General features: G+C 63.3%; 11 protein-coding genes, 3 tRNA genes and 1 pseudogene. 11 read left to right on the forward strand and 4 right to left on the reverse strand.

The annotated features are described in order from the left end of the window. Positions 1 to 7: 7 nt before the first annotated feature. The 3 genes from PHLH3_RS09705 to PHLH3_RS09715 are packed head-to-tail and all read left to right on the forward strand — an operon-like array spanning position 8 to position 2,860. Complete coding sequence (locus PHLH3_RS09705; protein ID WP_173178818.1) at positions 8 to 808, forward strand: carbohydrate ABC transporter permease; 801 nt, start codon at positions 8 to 10, stop codon at positions 806 to 808. Between the two features lie 9 nt (positions 809 to 817). Continuing rightward, positions 818 to 1,090 (forward strand): DUF2160 domain-containing protein, encoded by a 273-nt coding sequence (locus PHLH3_RS09710; protein ID WP_111261317.1) that lies wholly within the window; start codon positions 818 to 820, stop codon positions 1,088 to 1,090. Positions 1,091 to 1,123: 33 nt separating this feature from the next. Beyond that, positions 1,124 to 2,860: an ABC transporter substrate-binding protein gene (locus PHLH3_RS09715; RefSeq protein WP_173178817.1), complete on the forward strand. Its 1,737-nt coding sequence runs from the start codon at positions 1,124 to 1,126 to the stop codon at positions 2,858 to 2,860. Positions 2,861 to 2,950: 90 nt separating this feature from the next. On the opposite strand, the gene folD is transcribed toward PHLH3_RS09715, so the two are convergent. After that, positions 2,951 to 3,805 (reverse strand): bifunctional methylenetetrahydrofolate dehydrogenase/methenyltetrahydrofolate cyclohydrolase FolD, encoded by an 855-nt coding sequence (gene folD / locus PHLH3_RS09720; RefSeq protein WP_213629039.1) that lies wholly within the window; start codon positions 3,803 to 3,805, stop codon positions 2,951 to 2,953. Positions 3,806 to 4,075: 270 nt separating this feature from the next. Here folD and PHLH3_RS09725 point away from each other — a divergent pair. The 3 genes from PHLH3_RS09725 (at position 4,076) to PHLH3_RS09735 (ending at position 4,402) form a co-directional block, all read left to right on the forward strand. Next, positions 4,076 to 4,152, forward strand: a tRNA-Arg gene (locus PHLH3_RS09725). A gap of 35 nt (positions 4,153 to 4,187) precedes the next feature. Then, positions 4,188 to 4,263 (forward strand) — tRNA-His (locus PHLH3_RS09730). A gap of 54 nt (positions 4,264 to 4,317) precedes the next feature. Further along, a tRNA-Leu gene (locus PHLH3_RS09735) sits at positions 4,318 to 4,402 on the forward strand. A gap of 308 nt (positions 4,403 to 4,710) precedes the next feature. On the opposite strand, the gene PHLH3_RS09740 is transcribed toward PHLH3_RS09735, so the two are convergent. From PHLH3_RS09740 to PHLH3_RS09750, 3 genes are all read right to left on the reverse strand, one after another. Next, positions 4,711 to 6,522: a serine hydrolase domain-containing protein gene (locus PHLH3_RS09740; protein WP_213629040.1), complete on the reverse strand. Its 1,812-nt coding sequence runs from the start codon at positions 6,520 to 6,522 to the stop codon at positions 4,711 to 4,713. Between the two features lie 103 nt (positions 6,523 to 6,625). Further along, positions 6,626 to 7,912, reverse strand: coding sequence for an ATP-binding protein (locus tag PHLH3_RS09745; protein ID WP_213629041.1), 1,287 nt, complete (start codon positions 7,910 to 7,912; stop codon positions 6,626 to 6,628). Between the two features lie 3 nt (positions 7,913 to 7,915). Next, positions 7,916 to 8,623, reverse strand: a complete 708-nt coding sequence (locus PHLH3_RS09750) for a winged helix-turn-helix domain-containing protein (protein WP_213629042.1) — start codon at positions 8,621 to 8,623, stop codon at positions 7,916 to 7,918. Positions 8,624 to 8,883: 260 nt separating this feature from the next. Between PHLH3_RS09750 and tig the strand changes: the two genes are divergently transcribed. The 5 genes and pseudogenes from tig (at position 8,884) to hupB (ending at position 15,261) form a co-directional block, all read left to right on the forward strand. Then, the gene (gene tig, locus PHLH3_RS09755) at positions 8,884 to 10,194 is read left to right on the forward strand and encodes a trigger factor (RefSeq protein ID WP_213629043.1); all 1,311 of its coding nucleotides are present in this window, start codon (positions 8,884 to 8,886) and stop codon (positions 10,192 to 10,194) included. 94 nt (positions 10,195 to 10,288) lie between these two features. Continuing rightward, positions 10,289 to 10,932: pseudogene (clpP, locus tag PHLH3_RS09760) on the forward strand (ATP-dependent Clp endopeptidase proteolytic subunit ClpP). A 110-nt stretch (positions 10,933 to 11,042) separates the two neighbouring features. Further along, on the forward strand, positions 11,043 to 12,323 hold the full coding sequence (clpX, locus tag PHLH3_RS09765) for an ATP-dependent Clp protease ATP-binding subunit ClpX (protein WP_111261325.1): 1,281 nt from the start codon (positions 11,043 to 11,045) through the stop codon (positions 12,321 to 12,323). Between the two features lie 132 nt (positions 12,324 to 12,455). Further along, a complete protein-coding gene (gene lon / locus PHLH3_RS09770; RefSeq protein ID WP_213629044.1) occupies positions 12,456 to 14,852 on the forward strand; it encodes an endopeptidase La in 2,397 nt (798 codons plus the stop codon). Between the two features lie 136 nt (positions 14,853 to 14,988). Further along, complete coding sequence (gene hupB / locus PHLH3_RS09775) at positions 14,989 to 15,261, forward strand: nucleoid-associated protein HU-beta (RefSeq protein ID WP_003087931.1); 273 nt, start codon at positions 14,989 to 14,991, stop codon at positions 15,259 to 15,261. Positions 15,262 to 15,333: the final 72 nt, after the last annotated feature.

Here is a 15,333-nt window from a genome sequence, read left to right on the forward strand (position 1 = left end):
GCCGCCCATGACGCCACGCAAAGCCCTGGTGCTGCTCGCCTACATCCTGTTCCTGCTGGTGCCGATCTACTGGCTGCTGAACATGTCGTTCAAGAGCAACACCGAGATACTCGGCGGCCTGACGCTCTGGCCCCACGAGTTCACCCTGCGCAACTACCAGGTGATCTTCACCGACCCGAGCTGGTACGAGGGCTACCTCAACTCGCTCTACTACGTGTGCCTGAACACGGTGATCTCCCTGGCGGTGGCGCTGCCGGCGGCCTACGCCTTCTCGCGCTACCGCTTCCTGGGGGACAAGCACCTGTTCTTCTGGCTGCTGACCAACCGCATGGCGCCGCCGGCGGTGTTCCTGCTGCCGTTCTTCCAGCTGTATTCGTCCATCGGCCTGTTCGACACCCATATCGCCGTGGCCCTGGCCCACTGCCTGTTCAACGTGCCGCTGGCGGTGTGGATCCTCGAGGGCTTCATGTCGGGGGTGCCGAAGGAGATCGACGAGACGGCCTACATCGACGGCTACAGCTTCCCGCGCTTCTTCGCCAAGATCTTCATTCCGCTGATCGGCTCGGGCATCGGCGTGACGGCGTTCTTCTGCTTCATGTTCTCCTGGGTCGAGCTGCTGCTGGCACGCACCCTGACGTCGGTGAACGCCAAGCCGATCGTGGCGGTGATGACCCGCACCGTGTCCGCATCGGGGATCGACTGGGGCGTGCTGGCGGCGGCGGGGGTGCTGACCATCCTGCCGGGCGTGCTGGTGATCTGGTTCGTGCGCAACCACGTGGCCAAGGGCTTCGCCCTCGGCCGGGTATGAGGTGATTTTATGGAATGGATGGCCTGGACCCTGCCCACCGCGACCTTCTTCGGCAGCATCGCGCTGGTGCTGTTGCTGATGGGTATCTGGGAGCTGCGTTCGCCCTGCGTCGAGCGCAAGGGCTTCCTGCCGATCGTCACGACCCGTGGCGACCGGCTGTTCATCGGGCTGCTCGGGAGCGCCTACCTGCACCTGTTGGTGATAGGCGCGACCAGCTGGAACCTGTGGGTAGCGTCTGCGCTATCCGTCGTGTGGTTGTTGGTCGTGATGCGCTTCGGCTAGTTGCGACCGTTCTGAATCCCAAAGGAGGTGTCTATGTTCGAAAACAATTACAAGACCCGACATAGCATGGCGATGGCGGCCCTGCTGGCATTGTCCGGATTGAGTGGCGCGGCCTGGGCCGATGCCTATGAGGATGCGGCGAAGAAGTGGATCGACTCGGAGTTTCAGCCCTCGACCCTGAGCAAGGAGCAGCAGCTGGCGGAGCTGAAGTGGTTCATCAAGGCCGCCGAGCCGTTCCGCGGCATGGAGATCAACGTCGCCTCGGAGACCATCGCCACCCATGAGTACGAGTCCAAGGTGCTGGCCAAGGCCTTCAGCGAGATCACCGGCATCAAGCTCAAGCACGACCTGATGCAGGAAGGCGACGTGGTGGAGAAGCTGCAGACGCAGATGCAGTCGGGCAAGAACATCTATGACGGCTGGGTCAACGACTCGGACCTGATCGGCACCCACTTCCGCTACGGCAAGGCGGTCTCGATCACCGACATGATGGCCAACGAAGGCAAGGACGTGACCTCGCCGACCCTGGACCTCAACGACTTCATCGGCATCTCCTTCACCACCGGGCCGGACAAGAAGATCTACCAGCTGCCCGACCAGCAGTTCGCCAACCTCTACTGGTTCCGCGCCGACTGGTTCGAGAAGCCGGAGCTGAAGGCCAAGTTCAAGGAAATCTACGGCTACGAGCTGGGCGTGCCGGTGAACTGGTCCGCCTACGAGGACATCGCCGAGTTCTTCAGCAAGCACGTGAAGGAGATCGACGGCAAGCGCGTGTACGGCCACATGGACTACGGCAAGAAGGACCCGTCCCTCGGCTGGCGCTTCACGGACGCCTGGTTCTCCATGGCCGGCGGTGGCGACAAGGGCCTGCCCAACGGCCTGCCGGTGGACGAGTGGGGCATCCGCGTCGAGGGCTGCCGCCCGGTGGGCTCCAGCGTCACCCGTGGTGGCGACACCAACGGCCCGGCGGCGGTCTACGCGACCCAGAAGTACGTCGACTGGCTGCACCAGTACGCGCCGCCGGAAGCCCAGGGCATGACCTTCTCCGAGGCCGGCCCGGTGCCTGCGCAGGGCAACATCGCCCAGCAGATCTTCTGGTACACCGCCTTCACCGCCGACATGACCAAGCCCGGCCTGCCGGTGGTCAACGCCGATGGCACGCCGAAGTGGCGCATGGCGCCGTCGCCGAAGGGCCCGTACTGGGAGGAGGGTATGAAGCTGGGCTACCAGGACACCGGCTCCTGGACCTTCCTCAAGTCCACTCCCGAGAAGCAGCGCCTGGCGGCCTGGCTGTATGCGCAGTTCGTCACCGCCAAGACCGTTTCGCTGAAGAAGACCCTGGTGGGGCTGACGCCGATCCGCGAATCGGACATCAACTCCCAGGCGATGACCGACGCGGCACCGAAGCTCGGCGGGCTGGTGGAGTTCTACCGCAGCCCGGCGCGCCTGCAGTGGTCGCCCACCGGCACCAACGTCCCGGACTACCCGCGCCTGGCGCAGCTGTGGTGGCAGTTCATCGCCGAGGCCGCCAGCGGCGACAAGACCCCGCAGGAAGCCCTGGATGGCCTGGCCGCCGCGCAGGACACCATGATGGCGCGCATCGAGCGCTCCGGGGTGCAGGGCGAGTGCGGGCCGAAGCTCAACGAGGAGCGTGACGCCCAGTACTGGTTCGACCAGCCCGGCGCGCCGAAGCCGAAGCTGGCCAACGAGAAGCCGAAGGGCGAGACCGTGAGCTACGACGAGCTGGTCAAATCCTGGCAGAAGAAATAAGGCTGGAAGGCAGGCCCCGGATGCCCGGGGCTGTTCGCTGAAACGAAAAACGGCACCCTCGGGTGCCGTTTTTCATGGTGCTGCCGCTGCTCAGTCGTGCAGGGTTTCCGCCGCGTGGAGGGTGTTCTCCAGCAGGCAGGCGCGGGTCATGGGGCCGACGCCGCCCGGGACCGGGGTGATCCAGCTGGCGCGTTGCAGGGCCGGCTCGTATTCCACGTCGCCCACCAGCTTGCCGTCTTCCTGGCGGTTGATGCCGACGTCGATGACGATGGCGCCTTCCTTGATCCACTCACCCTTGACCAGGCCCGGCTTGCCGGCGGCGACCACCACCAGGTCGGCGCGGCCCACGTGGCCGGCCAGGTCCTTGGTGAAGCGGTGGGTGACGGTGACGGTGCAGCCGGCCAGCAGCAGCTCGAGGGCCATGGGGCGGCCGACGATGTTGGAGGCGCCGACGACGACCGCGTCCATGCCGTAGAGATCGGCCCCGGTGCTTTCCAGCAGGGTCATGATCCCCTTCGGCGTGCAGGGGCGCAGCAGCGGCATGCGCTGGGCCAGGCGGCCGATGTTGTAGGGGTGGAAGCCGTCGACGTCCTTGTCCGGGCTGATGCGTTCGAGCAGCAGGGACGCGTCCAGGTGCGCCGGCAGCGGCAGTTGCACGAGGATGCCGTCGATGGTCGGGTCGACGTTGAGGCGGTCGATCAGCGCCAGCAGGTCTTCCTGGCGGGTGTTGGCCGGGAGGTCATGGGCCTCGGAGATGAAGCCGACTTCCTCGCAGTCCTTGCGCTTGTGCGCGACATAGACCTGAGAGGCCGGATCGCTGCCAACCAGGATGACGGCCAGGCCGGGAATGCGCAGGCCTTGCTGGCGGCGCTCGTCGACGCGCTGGGCTATCTGTTGGCGGAGGCGGGCGGCGATCGTTTTGCCGTCGATCAGTTGTGCGGTCATGTCGCGTGATTAACCATCGGAAGGGGCTAAAAAGGGCGCATATTCTCGCATGGCGTGGCTTTTGGGCAAAGGCGGCTGGTCAGCATTTTCCCGTAACCCCTTTATCTTTCTAAATTTTTTTAAATTTCCTGTTGACGAGGTAGGGGGCCCTCTATAACATGCGCCCCGCTTGTCGAGCACAGCAACTAGCTGGGTAAGACGGCAAACGTAGAAGTCTACAGGCTTCTGCTGAAGCCGAAGCTTTTAGTAATCTGTTCCACAGATGAATAAGCGCCCGTAGCTCAGCTGGATAGAGCATCCGCCTTCTAAGCGGATGGTCGCAGGTTCGAGTCCTGCCGGGCGTGCCAATTTGGCAAGTTTGGCTCAAGCAAGACGTAATATGGTGGGCGTAGCTCAGTTGGTAGAGCACAGGATTGTGGCTCCTGGTGTCGTGGGTTCGATTCCCATCGTCCACCCCATATTCGAGAAAGCGCCAGGCCTAGTGCCTGGCGTTTTCGTTTCAAGCGTTGCAAGCGGACGTGGTGAAATTGGTAGACACACCAGATTTAGGTTCTGGCGCCGCAAGGTGTGAGAGTTCGAGTCTCTCCGTCCGCACCATGTAAGCAGTCGTAGTCCGGGCTGCGCGAGGCGAGCCTCCAGAGATTCCGGATACGCAATCAGAGAAAGGCAGCCCCCTCGGGCTGCCTTTTTTCGTTTTCGGGCACGGCTCGTGCGCCAACCGGCCGCAGTGCCCTTCCCTGGGGGCTGTGCTCTACTCGAATCTCGCCGCCCGCCCGGCCGCAAGGCATCGGGCAGGGATGCTGGTCGGGTGGGGCGGTCTGTTCATTTCACGTTCTCATAGCCGTTCCTGGGTGCATCCGCCTGGGCGGTTTTCCCGTGTGCGAATTTGCAGGCAGGCTGGGTGGTCAGGGGTTGGCGTCACTGCGCACGAAGCGGTAGCCCAGGCCTTCGAAGCCGTCCGGGCGCAGGGTGAGGGTGTCGCCGAGGCTGCGGCCGCTCCCGGCGAGGATGGCGTGGGCATTGTCCTGGGGCAGCAGGAGGTAGTCGCCGATGGGGTTGCCGTCCGAGCGACCGCTGGCCAGGAGCATGCCGTCCTCCAGGCGCAGCCTGAGGCTCAGGGCGCTGTCGTCGCTCGCCTCACCGGCAATGCGATAGTCGCCGGCCAGCTCTGCCCATTCGGGAGGGATGGGGGTGGCGTCTACGCGTTCACCGATGAAGAGCGTCTGCCCGTGTCGGCGGCCGACCAGCACCTGGCGCCCTTGTAGCTCCACCACATCCAGCTGCAGTTGGCCCAGCTCGCCCAGGTCCTGGGGCCAGAGGCCGAGGAGTTTCTTGCGGGCCCTCAGCCAGCCGGCTTCGTCCCGCAGCAGTTCGACGCGAAGGCCCGGGAGCTCCGCGTACAGGCGTTCGCCCCTGGGGTGGATATGGATCAGGCCGGCGCCTGTGGCGTAGCGCCCGCTCAGGCGCCGGCGATCCTGTGGGCTTGGGCGTTGCAGGCCGGCAATGCCGGAAGGCTTCGCCGGGGTGCTTTCGGGGTGGGCCGCCTTGCCATCGCGCGCCTGCAGCATCAGTCGCATCGACAGGTTGGCGAGCTGCGTGGTGACGGCTGCGGCGCTGTCCGAGTTGGCAAGGACGACGACGCCGAGGCTCTGCTCCGGCAGCAGGATCATCTGGGCATTGAAGTCGCCGGTCGAGCCGCTGTGTTCGACGATGCGCAAGCCCTGGATGGCCAATTCGCCGCCGCAATCACCGAGGAACCAGCCGAGGCCTACCGAGCAGTCCAGGTCCAGTGCGTTGCCGGCGTTCTGTGGATGCAGCATCTCGCGGATCGAGGCTGGCTGCAGTACCTGCCGGCCCTGGTAGCGACCGTCGGCGAAGATCATCTGCATGAAGTGGCTGAGGTCGACCGGGCTGGCCCAGAGGCTACCGGCGGAGAGGTCCCTTATGTTGAGGTCTGCCGAGGGCTTGCCTCCTTTATAGCCGCGTGCGCGATAGGGCTGCTGGTCGCTGTTGCCGAGGAAGCCTGCGTGGCGCATGCCCAGCGGTTGCAACAGTGCTGCCTGGGCGCACTGCTCGAAGTCGCAACCACTGGCGCGTTCGATCGCGGCACCGGCCAGGGCGTAGCCGAGGTTGGAATAGACCGTCTGCGTACCGGGCATATGGCTCAGCCAGGTGCCGCTGGCAAGGGCGGGCAGTTCGCCGAGGGGGAGCGGGTGCTCGGCGACCTGGCCTTCGAGGCGGTCGGTCGGCAGGCCCGACTGGTGGCTGAGCAGGCGGCGCAGGGTGATGGCGCGGTCGGCTGCCGCCTGGTCTGTATGGAAGCGCGAGCGCACGTAGAACTCGCGCAGGCTGGATTGCAATGGGGCGTCCAGGTCCAGGGCTCCCCGTTCGCGCAGTTGCATGACGAGGCTGGCGGTGATCGGCTTTGACAGCGAGCCGACGCGGAAGGCGGTGTACTCGTCGGCGGAGAGGCGTCGCTCGCGGTCCGCGTAACCGAAGCCCCGGGCCCAGATCACCCGCTGGTCGTCCACCAGCGCCAGGGCCAGGCCGGGTATTTCGTGGGCCTGCATCTGCTGGCGGATGTGCTCCTGCAGGAAGACGATCAGTTCGCTGTAGTCGCCCTGGCGGATATCCGGTGTCGGTGTGCTCGGCAGGCCCTGGCAGCCAGCGCTGCCCAGCAGGCAGCCGAGCAATGGCAGGCGCAACGCGTGGAGCATGGGGGCTCTCCCTGGGTGATCAGGGAGACGATGCTAAGGGCGGTGGGGCGGGGCAGTCCGCCTGGCTTTGTCTGCAGTCTGTGAAAGATTGTGAAGCGGCTCCTCAGCCCTGGCGGGCCCAGCTGAGGCGGAAGGAGGCGCCGCCCTGCGGTGCGTCCAGCACTTCGGCGTGACCACCGTGCCATTGCGCGACACGGTGGACGATGGCCAGTCCCAGGCCGAAGCCGCCGGTGCGACGGTCGCGGCTCTCGTCGAGGCGGGAGAAGGGTTCGAAGACCCGCTGGCGTGACTCCTCGGGGATGCCGGGGCCGTCGTCGTTGACCTGGATCTGGTAGCTGTCACCGTCCTGGAGGAGGGCGACGTCCACCCGGCGGTCGGCATGGCGGATGGCATTGCGCAGCAGGTTGATCACTGCGCGGGCCATGAAGCGGGGCTCGATGCGCAGGCTATCCACCGCGCAGGTGCTGATTTCGCAGCGAACGCCGGCCGCTTCGGCTTCCAGGGCCACATCGGCGACCACGCTTTCCAGCCAGCTGGCAGCGTCGATGTTCTCGCGGTGCGAGCCTACGGCGCTGTGCTCCAGGCGCGCGTAGGTGAGCAGTTCGGAGACCATCCCTTCCAGCTCGCCCAGGTCGGCGCGCATGTCGTCCACCAGGGCCTGGTGGTCGGGGTGGTCGGAGCGGCGGGCCATCTGTTCCAGTTCGAAGCTGAGGCGGGCAATGGGGGTGCGCAGTTCGTGGGAGACGGCGTTGGTCAGTTCGCGCTGGTTGCTGATCAGGCTTTCGATGCGATCGGCCATCTGGTTGAAGTGCTCCGCCAGCTTGCGGCAGTCAGAGCCGCGGAATACCGGCGTGCGGGTGCCGAGGTCGCCGTCACCGAAGCGCTGGGCAGCCAGGCGCAGGGTCTCCAGGTTGCGCCAGTGCGGGCGGACCCAGAGGAACAGCACCAGGCCCACCAGGAAGCCCAGCAGCAGGTAGGCGCCGATGGTGTAGAGCAGGGTGCCGGCCGGCTCCGCGGGCAGGTCGATCACCAGCAGCTGCGGGCCGTCGTCGATGCGACTTATATAGCGGGTGTAGTTCTCGCGGGTGACCAGCAGGTCGTTGAGGATCAGCTTGCGCTCGCGCTCGTCCAGGGCGAGGTCACTGGCGTCCTTCAGCTCCAGGCGCAGGCCGTAGTGGGGGCGCCAGTCATCCATCTGGCGCGCGCGGCCGGCGGCGTCCAGTTGGCGCAGGCGCTCGGTGAGGGCATAGGCCTGGCCGCGCACCGCTTCGCGGTTGTATTCCTCGAGGCTCGGGGCGAAGAGGGTGGAGATGACGTGGTCGACCACGAAGATGGCGCCGCCGAAGCCCACCGCGAGCAATAGATAGAGGCGCAGGAACAGGCGCAGCATGGTTCAGCTCTCCCAGCCCAGGGGGTTGAACAGGTAGCCCTTGCCCCACACGGTCTTGATCCGTACCGGTTCGCGAGGGTTGTCCTGCAGCTTGGCGCGCAGCTTGCTGATGCAGACGTCGACGCTGCGGTTGAGACCGTCGAAGCCGATGCCGCGGGTGCGGTTGAGGATCTCGTCGCGGGAAAGGATCTCGCCAGCTTGGCCGGCCAATAGCCAGAGAAGTTCGAACTCCATGGTGGTGAGTTCGATGTCCTGGCCGCCCAGTTCGGCGCCTCGGCGGCGTCGATCGATATTCAGGCGGCCGAACTCGAGGCTGTCGCGCTCGCCGCCGGCGGGGGCATGGCGCCGTAGCAGCGCGCGCAGGCGAGCGAGGAGGACGGGCGGCTCGATGGGCTTGATCACGTAGTCGTCGGCGCCCGATTCGAGGCCGAGGATGTGGTCGAGGTCACTCTCCTTGGCGGTGAGCATCAGGATCGGCGTGTCGGCGATGCGGCGGATCTCGCGGCAGACGTGCAGGCCACTCTGGCCGGGGAGCATCAGGTCGAGCATCACCGCCTGGGGACGGAAGTCGACGAAGTTGTCGAGCGCGGTGTCGCCACGGTGCACCTGGCGAACCTCGAAGCCGTGTTCGGAGAGGTACTGGGACATCAGGCGGGCGAGCTTCTGATCGTCCTCGACCAGCATTACCTTGCTGAGGGCGTGACTTTCCATGGTTGTTTCGTCGGTCGGCGGGAGGCGTCGCGCATTATAAGCACCCTCCGCGGTCCTCATTCCAGTGGTGCGCCAGGCGGCGTAATCCCTGGCCGCGAGGCCTTCGCAGGAAGGCTTGCCGGAGCCGGGGGAAGGGCGGAAAAAGCGCTGTTGCATCTGCCGTCGCCGCTGGGGTGACTTCTGCATTTCGCTCCTCTAGAATGCATGCCCTTGATTATGGGGCCGGTCCGGCCGGCTAACGTCTGCAACGAGGAATATCCATGCAAGTTTCTGTTGAAAGCACCTCCGCTCTCGAGCGCCGTATGACTGTTGGCGTTCCGGCTGAGCGGATCGAGACTGAGGTCACCAAGCGTCTTCAGCAGACTGCTCGTCGCGCGAAAGTCGCTGGCTTCCGTCCGGGCAAGGTGCCCATGAGCGTGATCCGTCAACGTTACGAAGATTCCGCTCGTCAGGAAGTTCTGGGCGATCTGATCCAGTCCTCCTTCTATGAAGCCGTCGTCGAGCAGAAGCTCAACCCGGCTGGCCAGCCTTCCGTCGAGCCGAAAGTGTTCGAGAAGGGCAAGGACCTCGAGTTCATCGCCACCTTCGAAGTGTTCCCCGAGTTCCAGGTTGCCGGTTTCGATTCCATCGCCATCGAGCGCCTGCAGGCCGACGTGGCTGACGCCGATGTCGACAACATGCTGGAAATCCTGCGCAAGCAGAACACCCGCTTCGAAGTCGTCGAGCGTGCCGCCGAGAATGGCGACCAACTGAACATCGACTTCGTGGGCAAGATCGACGGCGAAGCCTTCGCCGGCGGTTCGGCCAAGGGCACTGCCCTGGTTCTGGGCTCCGGCCGCATGATCCCGGGCTTCGAAGAGGCACTGGTCGGCGTCAAGGCCGGCGAAGAGCGCGTCATCAACCCGACCTTCCCCGAGGACTATCAGAACCTCGATCTGGCCGGCAAGACCGCTGAGTTCACCGTCACCGTGAACAGCGTCTCCGCTCCCCAACTGCCGGAGCTGAACGACGAGTTCTTCGCCCTGTTCGGTATCAAAGAAGGCGGCCTGGAAGGTTTCCGCGCCGAAGTCCGCAAGAACATGGAGCGCGAGCTGCGCCAGGCCATCAAGTCCAAGGTCAAGAACCAGGTGATGGACGGCCTGCTGGCTGCCAACCCGATCGAAGTGCCGAAGGCCCTGATCGGCAACGAAGTGAATCGTCTGCGCGTGCAGGCCGTCCAGCAGTTCGGTGGCAACATCAAGCCCGACCAACTGCCGGCCGAACTGTTCGAAGAGCAAGCCAAGCGCCGCGTCGTGCTGGGCCTGATCGTCGCCGAAGTGGTCAAGCAGTTCGAGCTCAAGCCCGATGACGCCCGCGTTCGCGAGCTGATCGAGGAAATGGCTTCCGCTTACCAGGAGCCCGAGCAAGTCGTGGCCTGGTACTACAAGAACGACCAGCAACTGAACGAAGTGCGTTCTGTTGTGCTGGAAGAACAAGTTGTAGATACTGTCCTGCAGAAGGCCAACGTGACCGATAAAGCGGTCTCCTACGAAGATGCAGTCAAGCCGGTAGAAGCTCCGCAAGCCGCCTGATCGTTTCGCCTCGTTCGAGCACACCATAAGCCAGCCTCCGCGCTGGCTTATGCGTCTTTGAGACATGACATTAGTTAGGGAGTGATCGCTGGACATGTCCCGCAATTCTTATATGCAGCAACAGGTCCCTGATATCCAGGCCGCTGGTGGCCTCGTGCCCATGGTGATCGAGCAGTCCGCCCGTGGCGAACGTGCCTATGACATCTACTCGCGCCTCCTCAAGGAACGGGTGATCTTCCTGGTCGGTCCGGTCGAGGACTACATGGCCAACCTGGTCGTGGCGCAGCTCCTCTTCCTCGAGGCGGAGAACCCCGACAAGGATATCCACCTCTACATCAACTCCCCGGGCGGTTCGGTGACGGCTGGCATGTCGATCTACGACACCATGCAGTTCATCAAGCCCAACGTTTCCACCACCTGCATCGGCCAGGCCTGCAGCATGGGCGCGCTCCTGCTCGCCGGTGGCGCTGCCGGCAAACGCTACTGCCTGCCGCATTCGCGGATGATGATCCACCAGCCGCTGGGGGGTTCCAGGGCCAGGCTTCGGACATCGAGATCCATGCCCGCGAGATCCTGACCATCCGTGAGCGCCTGAACAAGATCCTCGCCGACCACACCGGTCAGCCGATCGACGTCATCGCCCGCGATACCGATCGCGACAACTTCATGAGCGGTGAAGAGGCAGTCAAGTACGGCCTCATCGATCAGGTCCACAGCAAGCGCCAACTGGCGAGCTAAGCGGTTCCGCAATACCGCGGCCGGAACATCTCCGGCCGCTTCGCGGGCTTGAAAATGCCCGCATTTGCCTTCATCTTGTGTTTCATGCCTATCCCGATTGGATTGATCGAATGACTGACACCCGCAATGGCGAGGACAACGGCAAGCTGCTCTATTGCTCCTTCTGCGGCAAAAGCCAGCACGAAGTGCGCAAATTGATTGCCGGCCCCTCGGTCTTTATCTGCGACGAGTGCGTGGACCTGTGCAACGACATCATCCGCGAGGAGGTGCAGGAAGCCCAGGCCGAGAACAGCGCGCACAAGCTGCCCGCGCCCAAGGAAATCCGCACCATCCTCGATCAGTACGTCATTGGTCAGGAACGTGCCAAGAAGGTGCTGGCCGTAGCGGTCTACAACCACTACAAGCGCCTCAACCAGCGTGACAAGAAAGACGATATCGAACTCGGTAAGAGCAACATCTTGCTGATCGGCCCGACCGGCTCGGGCAAGACGCTGCTGGCCGAGACGCTGGCCCGTCTGCTCAATGTTCCCTTCACCATCGCCGATGCCACCACCCTCACCGAGGCGGGCTACGTGGGTGAGGACGTCGAGAACATCATCCAGAAGCTGCTGCAGAAGTGCGATTACGACGTCGAGAAGGCCCAGATGGGCATCGTCTATATCGACGAAATCGACAAGATTTCACGCAAGTCCGACAACCCGTCCATCACCCGTGACGTGTCGGGCGAGGGCGTGCAGCAGGCGCTGTTGAAGCTCATCGAAGGTACTGTCGCTTCGGTTCCGCCCCAGGGTGGTCGCAAGCATCCGCAGCAGGAGTTCCTGCAGGTCGATACGCGCAATATCCTGTTCATCTGTGGTGGTGCTTTCGCGGGTCTGGAGAAAGTCATCCAGAACCGTTCCGCTCGCGGCGGCATCGGCTTCAATGCCGAGGTCCGCAGTGTCGAGCTGGGCAAGAAGGTCGGCGAAGCCCTGCGTGACGCAGAGCCGGAAGATTTGGTGAAGTTCGGGCTTATTCCGGAGTTCGTCGGTCGTCTGCCGGTCATCGCCACGCTGGACGAGCTCGACGAGGCCGCGCTGATGCAGATCCTCACCGAGCCTAAGAATGCGCTGACCAAGCAGTACGCCAAGCTCTTCGAGATGGAAGGGGTCGATCTCGAATTCCGTCCCGATGCGCTGAAGGCAGTCGCCCACCGCGCTCTGGAGCGTAAGACCGGTGCCCGTGGCCTCCGCTCCATCCTCGAAGGCATTCTGCTCGATACCATGTACGAAATCCCCTCGCAGACCGAGGTGAGCAAAGTGGTGATCGACGAGAGTGTCATCGAAGGCACTTCCAAGCCCTTGCTGATCTATGAGAACAGCGAGCAGCCGGCCAAGGCCGCGCCTGACGCTTGATGAAACAAAGGGGCCTCCGGGCCCCTTTGCATTTCCTACTACAGCGCTTGTTTTTTCCCGGACCTGCCCCCATCTTAGGTCCCAGGGTTATCCCATCTGTTACCGGCCATTGGCCGCTGTAGAGCTGAAATCATGAAGACAACCGTTGAATTGCCTCTCCTGCCATTGCGTGATGTCGTGGTCTATCCGCACATGGTCATCCCACTCTTCGTGGGCCGTGAAAAATCCATCGAGGCCCTCGAAGCCGCGATGACCGGGGACAAGCAAATTCTTCTGTTGGCGCAGAGGAATCCGGCCGATGACGATCCGGGCGAAGACGCCCTCTACCGGGTCGGCACCGTTGCGACCGTCCTGCAATTGCTGAAATTGCCCGACGGCACCGTGAAGGTGCTGGTCGAGGGCGAGCAACGTGGTTCGATCGAGCGTTTCACCGAGGTCGATGGCCATTGTCGCGCCGAGGTCTCCCTCATCGATGAGGTGGACGCTGGCGAGCGCGAGTCCGAGGTCTTCACCCGTAGCCTGTTGAGCCAGTTCGAGCAGTACGTGCAACTGGGCAAGAAGGTGCCCGCCGAGGTGCTTTCCTCGTTGAACAGCATCGACGAGCCCGGTCGCCTGGTGGACACCATGGCTGCTCACATGGCGCTGAAGATCGAGCAGAAGCAGGAAATCCTCGAAATCACCGAGCTTCCCGAGCGCGTCGAGCACGTGCTGGCGTTGCTGGATGCCGAGATCGACCTGCTGCAGGTCGAGAAGCGTATCCGTGGCCGCGTGAAGAAGCAGATGGAACGCAGCCAGCGCGAGTACTACCTGAATGAGCAGATGAAGGCCATTCAGAAAGAACTGGGTGACATCGATGAAGGCCACAACGAGATCGAGGAGCTCAAGAAGCGCATCGACAACGCGGGCCTGACCAAGGAAGCGCTGGCCAAGGCCAATGCCGAGCTGAACAAGCTGAAGCAGATGTCGCCGATGTCCGCGGAAGCCACCGTGGTGCGTTCCTATATCGATTGGCTGGTCAATGTGCCCTGGAAGGCCGAGAGCAAGGTGCGTCTCGACCTCGCCAAGGCCGAGGATATCCTCGATGCCGATCACTACGGCCTCGAGGAGGTCAAGGATCGTATCCTCGAGTACCTCGCCGTGCAGAAGCGCGTGAAGAAGGTCAAGGGCCCGGTGCTTTGCCTGGTCGGTCCGCCCGGCGTCGGCAAGACCTCGCTGGCCGAGTCCATCGCTCGCGCCACCAACCGCAAGTTCGTGCGCATGGCCCTCGGTGGCGTGCGCGACGAGGCTGAAATTCGCGGTCACCGTCGGACCTACATCGGTTCCATGCCGGGTCGCCTGATCCAGAAGATGACCAAGGTCGGCGTACGTAACCCGCTGTTCCTGCTGGACGAGATCGACAAGATGGGCAGCGACATGCGTGGCGACCCCGCCTCTGCGCTGCTGGAAGTGCTCGATCCCGAGCAGAACCACAACTTCAACGACCATTACCTGGAAGTCGACTACGACCTTTCCGACGTGATGTTCCTTTGCACAGCCAACTCCATGAACATTCCGGCGCCGCTGCTGGATCGCATGGAAGTGATCCGTCTTCCGGGCTACACCGAGGACGAGAAGGTCAATATCGCCACCAAGTACCTCGCGCCCAAGCAGACCCAGGCCAACGGCCTCAAGAAGGGCGAGCTGGAGTTCGATGAGGCCGCGATTCGCGACATCATCCGTTATTACACCCGTGAGGCGGGCGTGCGCAGCCTTGAGCGGCAACTGGCCAAGGTGTGCCGCAAGGCGGTCAAGGAGCACGCCCGCGAGAAACGCTTCAAGGTGCTGGTAACGGCCGAGTTCCTCGAGCACTTCCTTGGTGTGCGCAAGTTCCGCTATGGCCTTGCCGAGCTGCAGGACCAGATCGGGCAGGTCACCGGCCTGGCCTGGACCCAGGTCGGCGGCGAACTGCTGACCATCGAAGCCGCTGTGGTTCCTGGCAAAGGCCAGCTGACCAAGACCGGTTCGCTGGGCGATGTGATGGTGGAATCCATCACGGCTGCCTTGACCGTCGTGCGCAGTCGCGCGAAGAGCCTCGGTATTCCCGCGGACTTCCACGAGAAGCGTGACATCCACATCCACATGCCGGAAGGGGCGACCCCGAAGGATGGTCCGAGCGCGGGTATCGGGATGTGCACCGCGTTGGTTTCGGCCATGACGCAGATTCCCGTGCGGGCCGATGTGGCCATGACCGGGGAGATCACCCTGCGTGGTCAGGTGCTCGCCATCGGGGGTCTGAAAGAGAAATTGCTGGCTGCTCACAGGGGCGGGATCAAGACTGTGATCATCCCCGAAGAGAATGTGCGTGATCTGAAAGAGATTCCCGAAAATATCAAGCAGGACCTGGCCATTAAACCTGTTAAATGGATTGACGAGGTCCTGCAAATTGCGCTGCAATACGCCCCGGAGCCCTTGCCCGATGCGGCTCCCGAGATGGTTGCAAAGGATGACAAGCGCGAGTCTGATTCCAAGGAGCGAATCAGCACGCATTAGCCGGGGGGCTTTCTTGACACATTTTTCTAGCCCTTGTTATAAAGCGGCTCTTATGTGTCGGCAGGCCATCCAGCACCCGCTTTGCTTACACCAAACAACTAAGAAACAAACTCAACAGAAATAAGGGGACTTAAGAGTGAACAAGTCGGAACTGATCGATGCCATCGCCGCATCTGCTGATATCCCGAAAGCTGTCGCTGGCCGTGCGCTGGACGCAGTTATCGAATCCGTCACTGGCGCTCTGAAGGCTGGTGATTCCGTGGTGCTGGTAGGTTTCGGTACTTTCGCTGTGAAAGAGCGCGCTGCTCGCACTGGCCGTAACCCGCAGACTGGCAAGCCGATCAAGATCGCTGCTGCCAAGATCCCTGGCTTCAAAGCTGGTAAAGCTCTGAAAGACGCCGTCAACTAAGCGTCTTTCGGGCTTTGCCCTTCCAGCCGGGGCCTCGCCCTGGCTGGCAGCGGAGCGGTAGACCACGGGGAA

The sequence above is a fragment of the Pseudomonas sp. Pc102 genome (genome assembly GCF_018408275.1).
In the GTDB taxonomy this organism is placed as follows: Bacteria; Pseudomonadota; Gammaproteobacteria; order Pseudomonadales; family Pseudomonadaceae; genus Metapseudomonas; species Metapseudomonas tohonis.

What these genes read in the sequence shown, in the direction of transcription:
- PHLH3_RS09705 (WP_173178818.1), top strand. Translation starts at nt 8, where the DNA reads ATGACGCCACGCAAAGCCCTGGTGCTGCTCGCCTACATCCTGTTCCTG.
- PHLH3_RS09710 (WP_111261317.1), top strand. Translation starts at nt 818, where the DNA reads ATGGAATGGATGGCCTGGACCCTGCCCACCGCGACCTTCTTCGGCAGC.
- PHLH3_RS09715 (WP_173178817.1), top strand. Translation starts at nt 1,124, where the DNA reads ATGTTCGAAAACAATTACAAGACCCGACATAGCATGGCGATGGCGGCC.
- folD (WP_213629039.1), bottom strand. Translation starts at nt 3,805, where the DNA reads ATGACCGCACAACTGATCGACGGCAAAACGATCGCCGCCCGCCTCCGC.
- PHLH3_RS09740 (WP_213629040.1), bottom strand. Translation starts at nt 6,522, where the DNA reads ATGCTCCACGCGTTGCGCCTGCCATTGCTCGGCTGCCTGCTGGGCAGC.
- PHLH3_RS09745 (WP_213629041.1), bottom strand. Translation starts at nt 7,912, where the DNA reads ATGCTGCGCCTGTTCCTGCGCCTCTATCTATTGCTCGCGGTGGGCTTC.
- PHLH3_RS09750 (WP_213629042.1), bottom strand. Translation starts at nt 8,623, where the DNA reads ATGGAAAGTCACGCCCTCAGCAAGGTAATGCTGGTCGAGGACGATCAG.
- tig (WP_213629043.1), top strand. Translation starts at nt 8,884, where the DNA reads ATGCAAGTTTCTGTTGAAAGCACCTCCGCTCTCGAGCGCCGTATGACT.
- clpX (WP_111261325.1), top strand. Translation starts at nt 11,043, where the DNA reads ATGACTGACACCCGCAATGGCGAGGACAACGGCAAGCTGCTCTATTGC.
- lon (WP_213629044.1), top strand. Translation starts at nt 12,456, where the DNA reads ATGAAGACAACCGTTGAATTGCCTCTCCTGCCATTGCGTGATGTCGTG.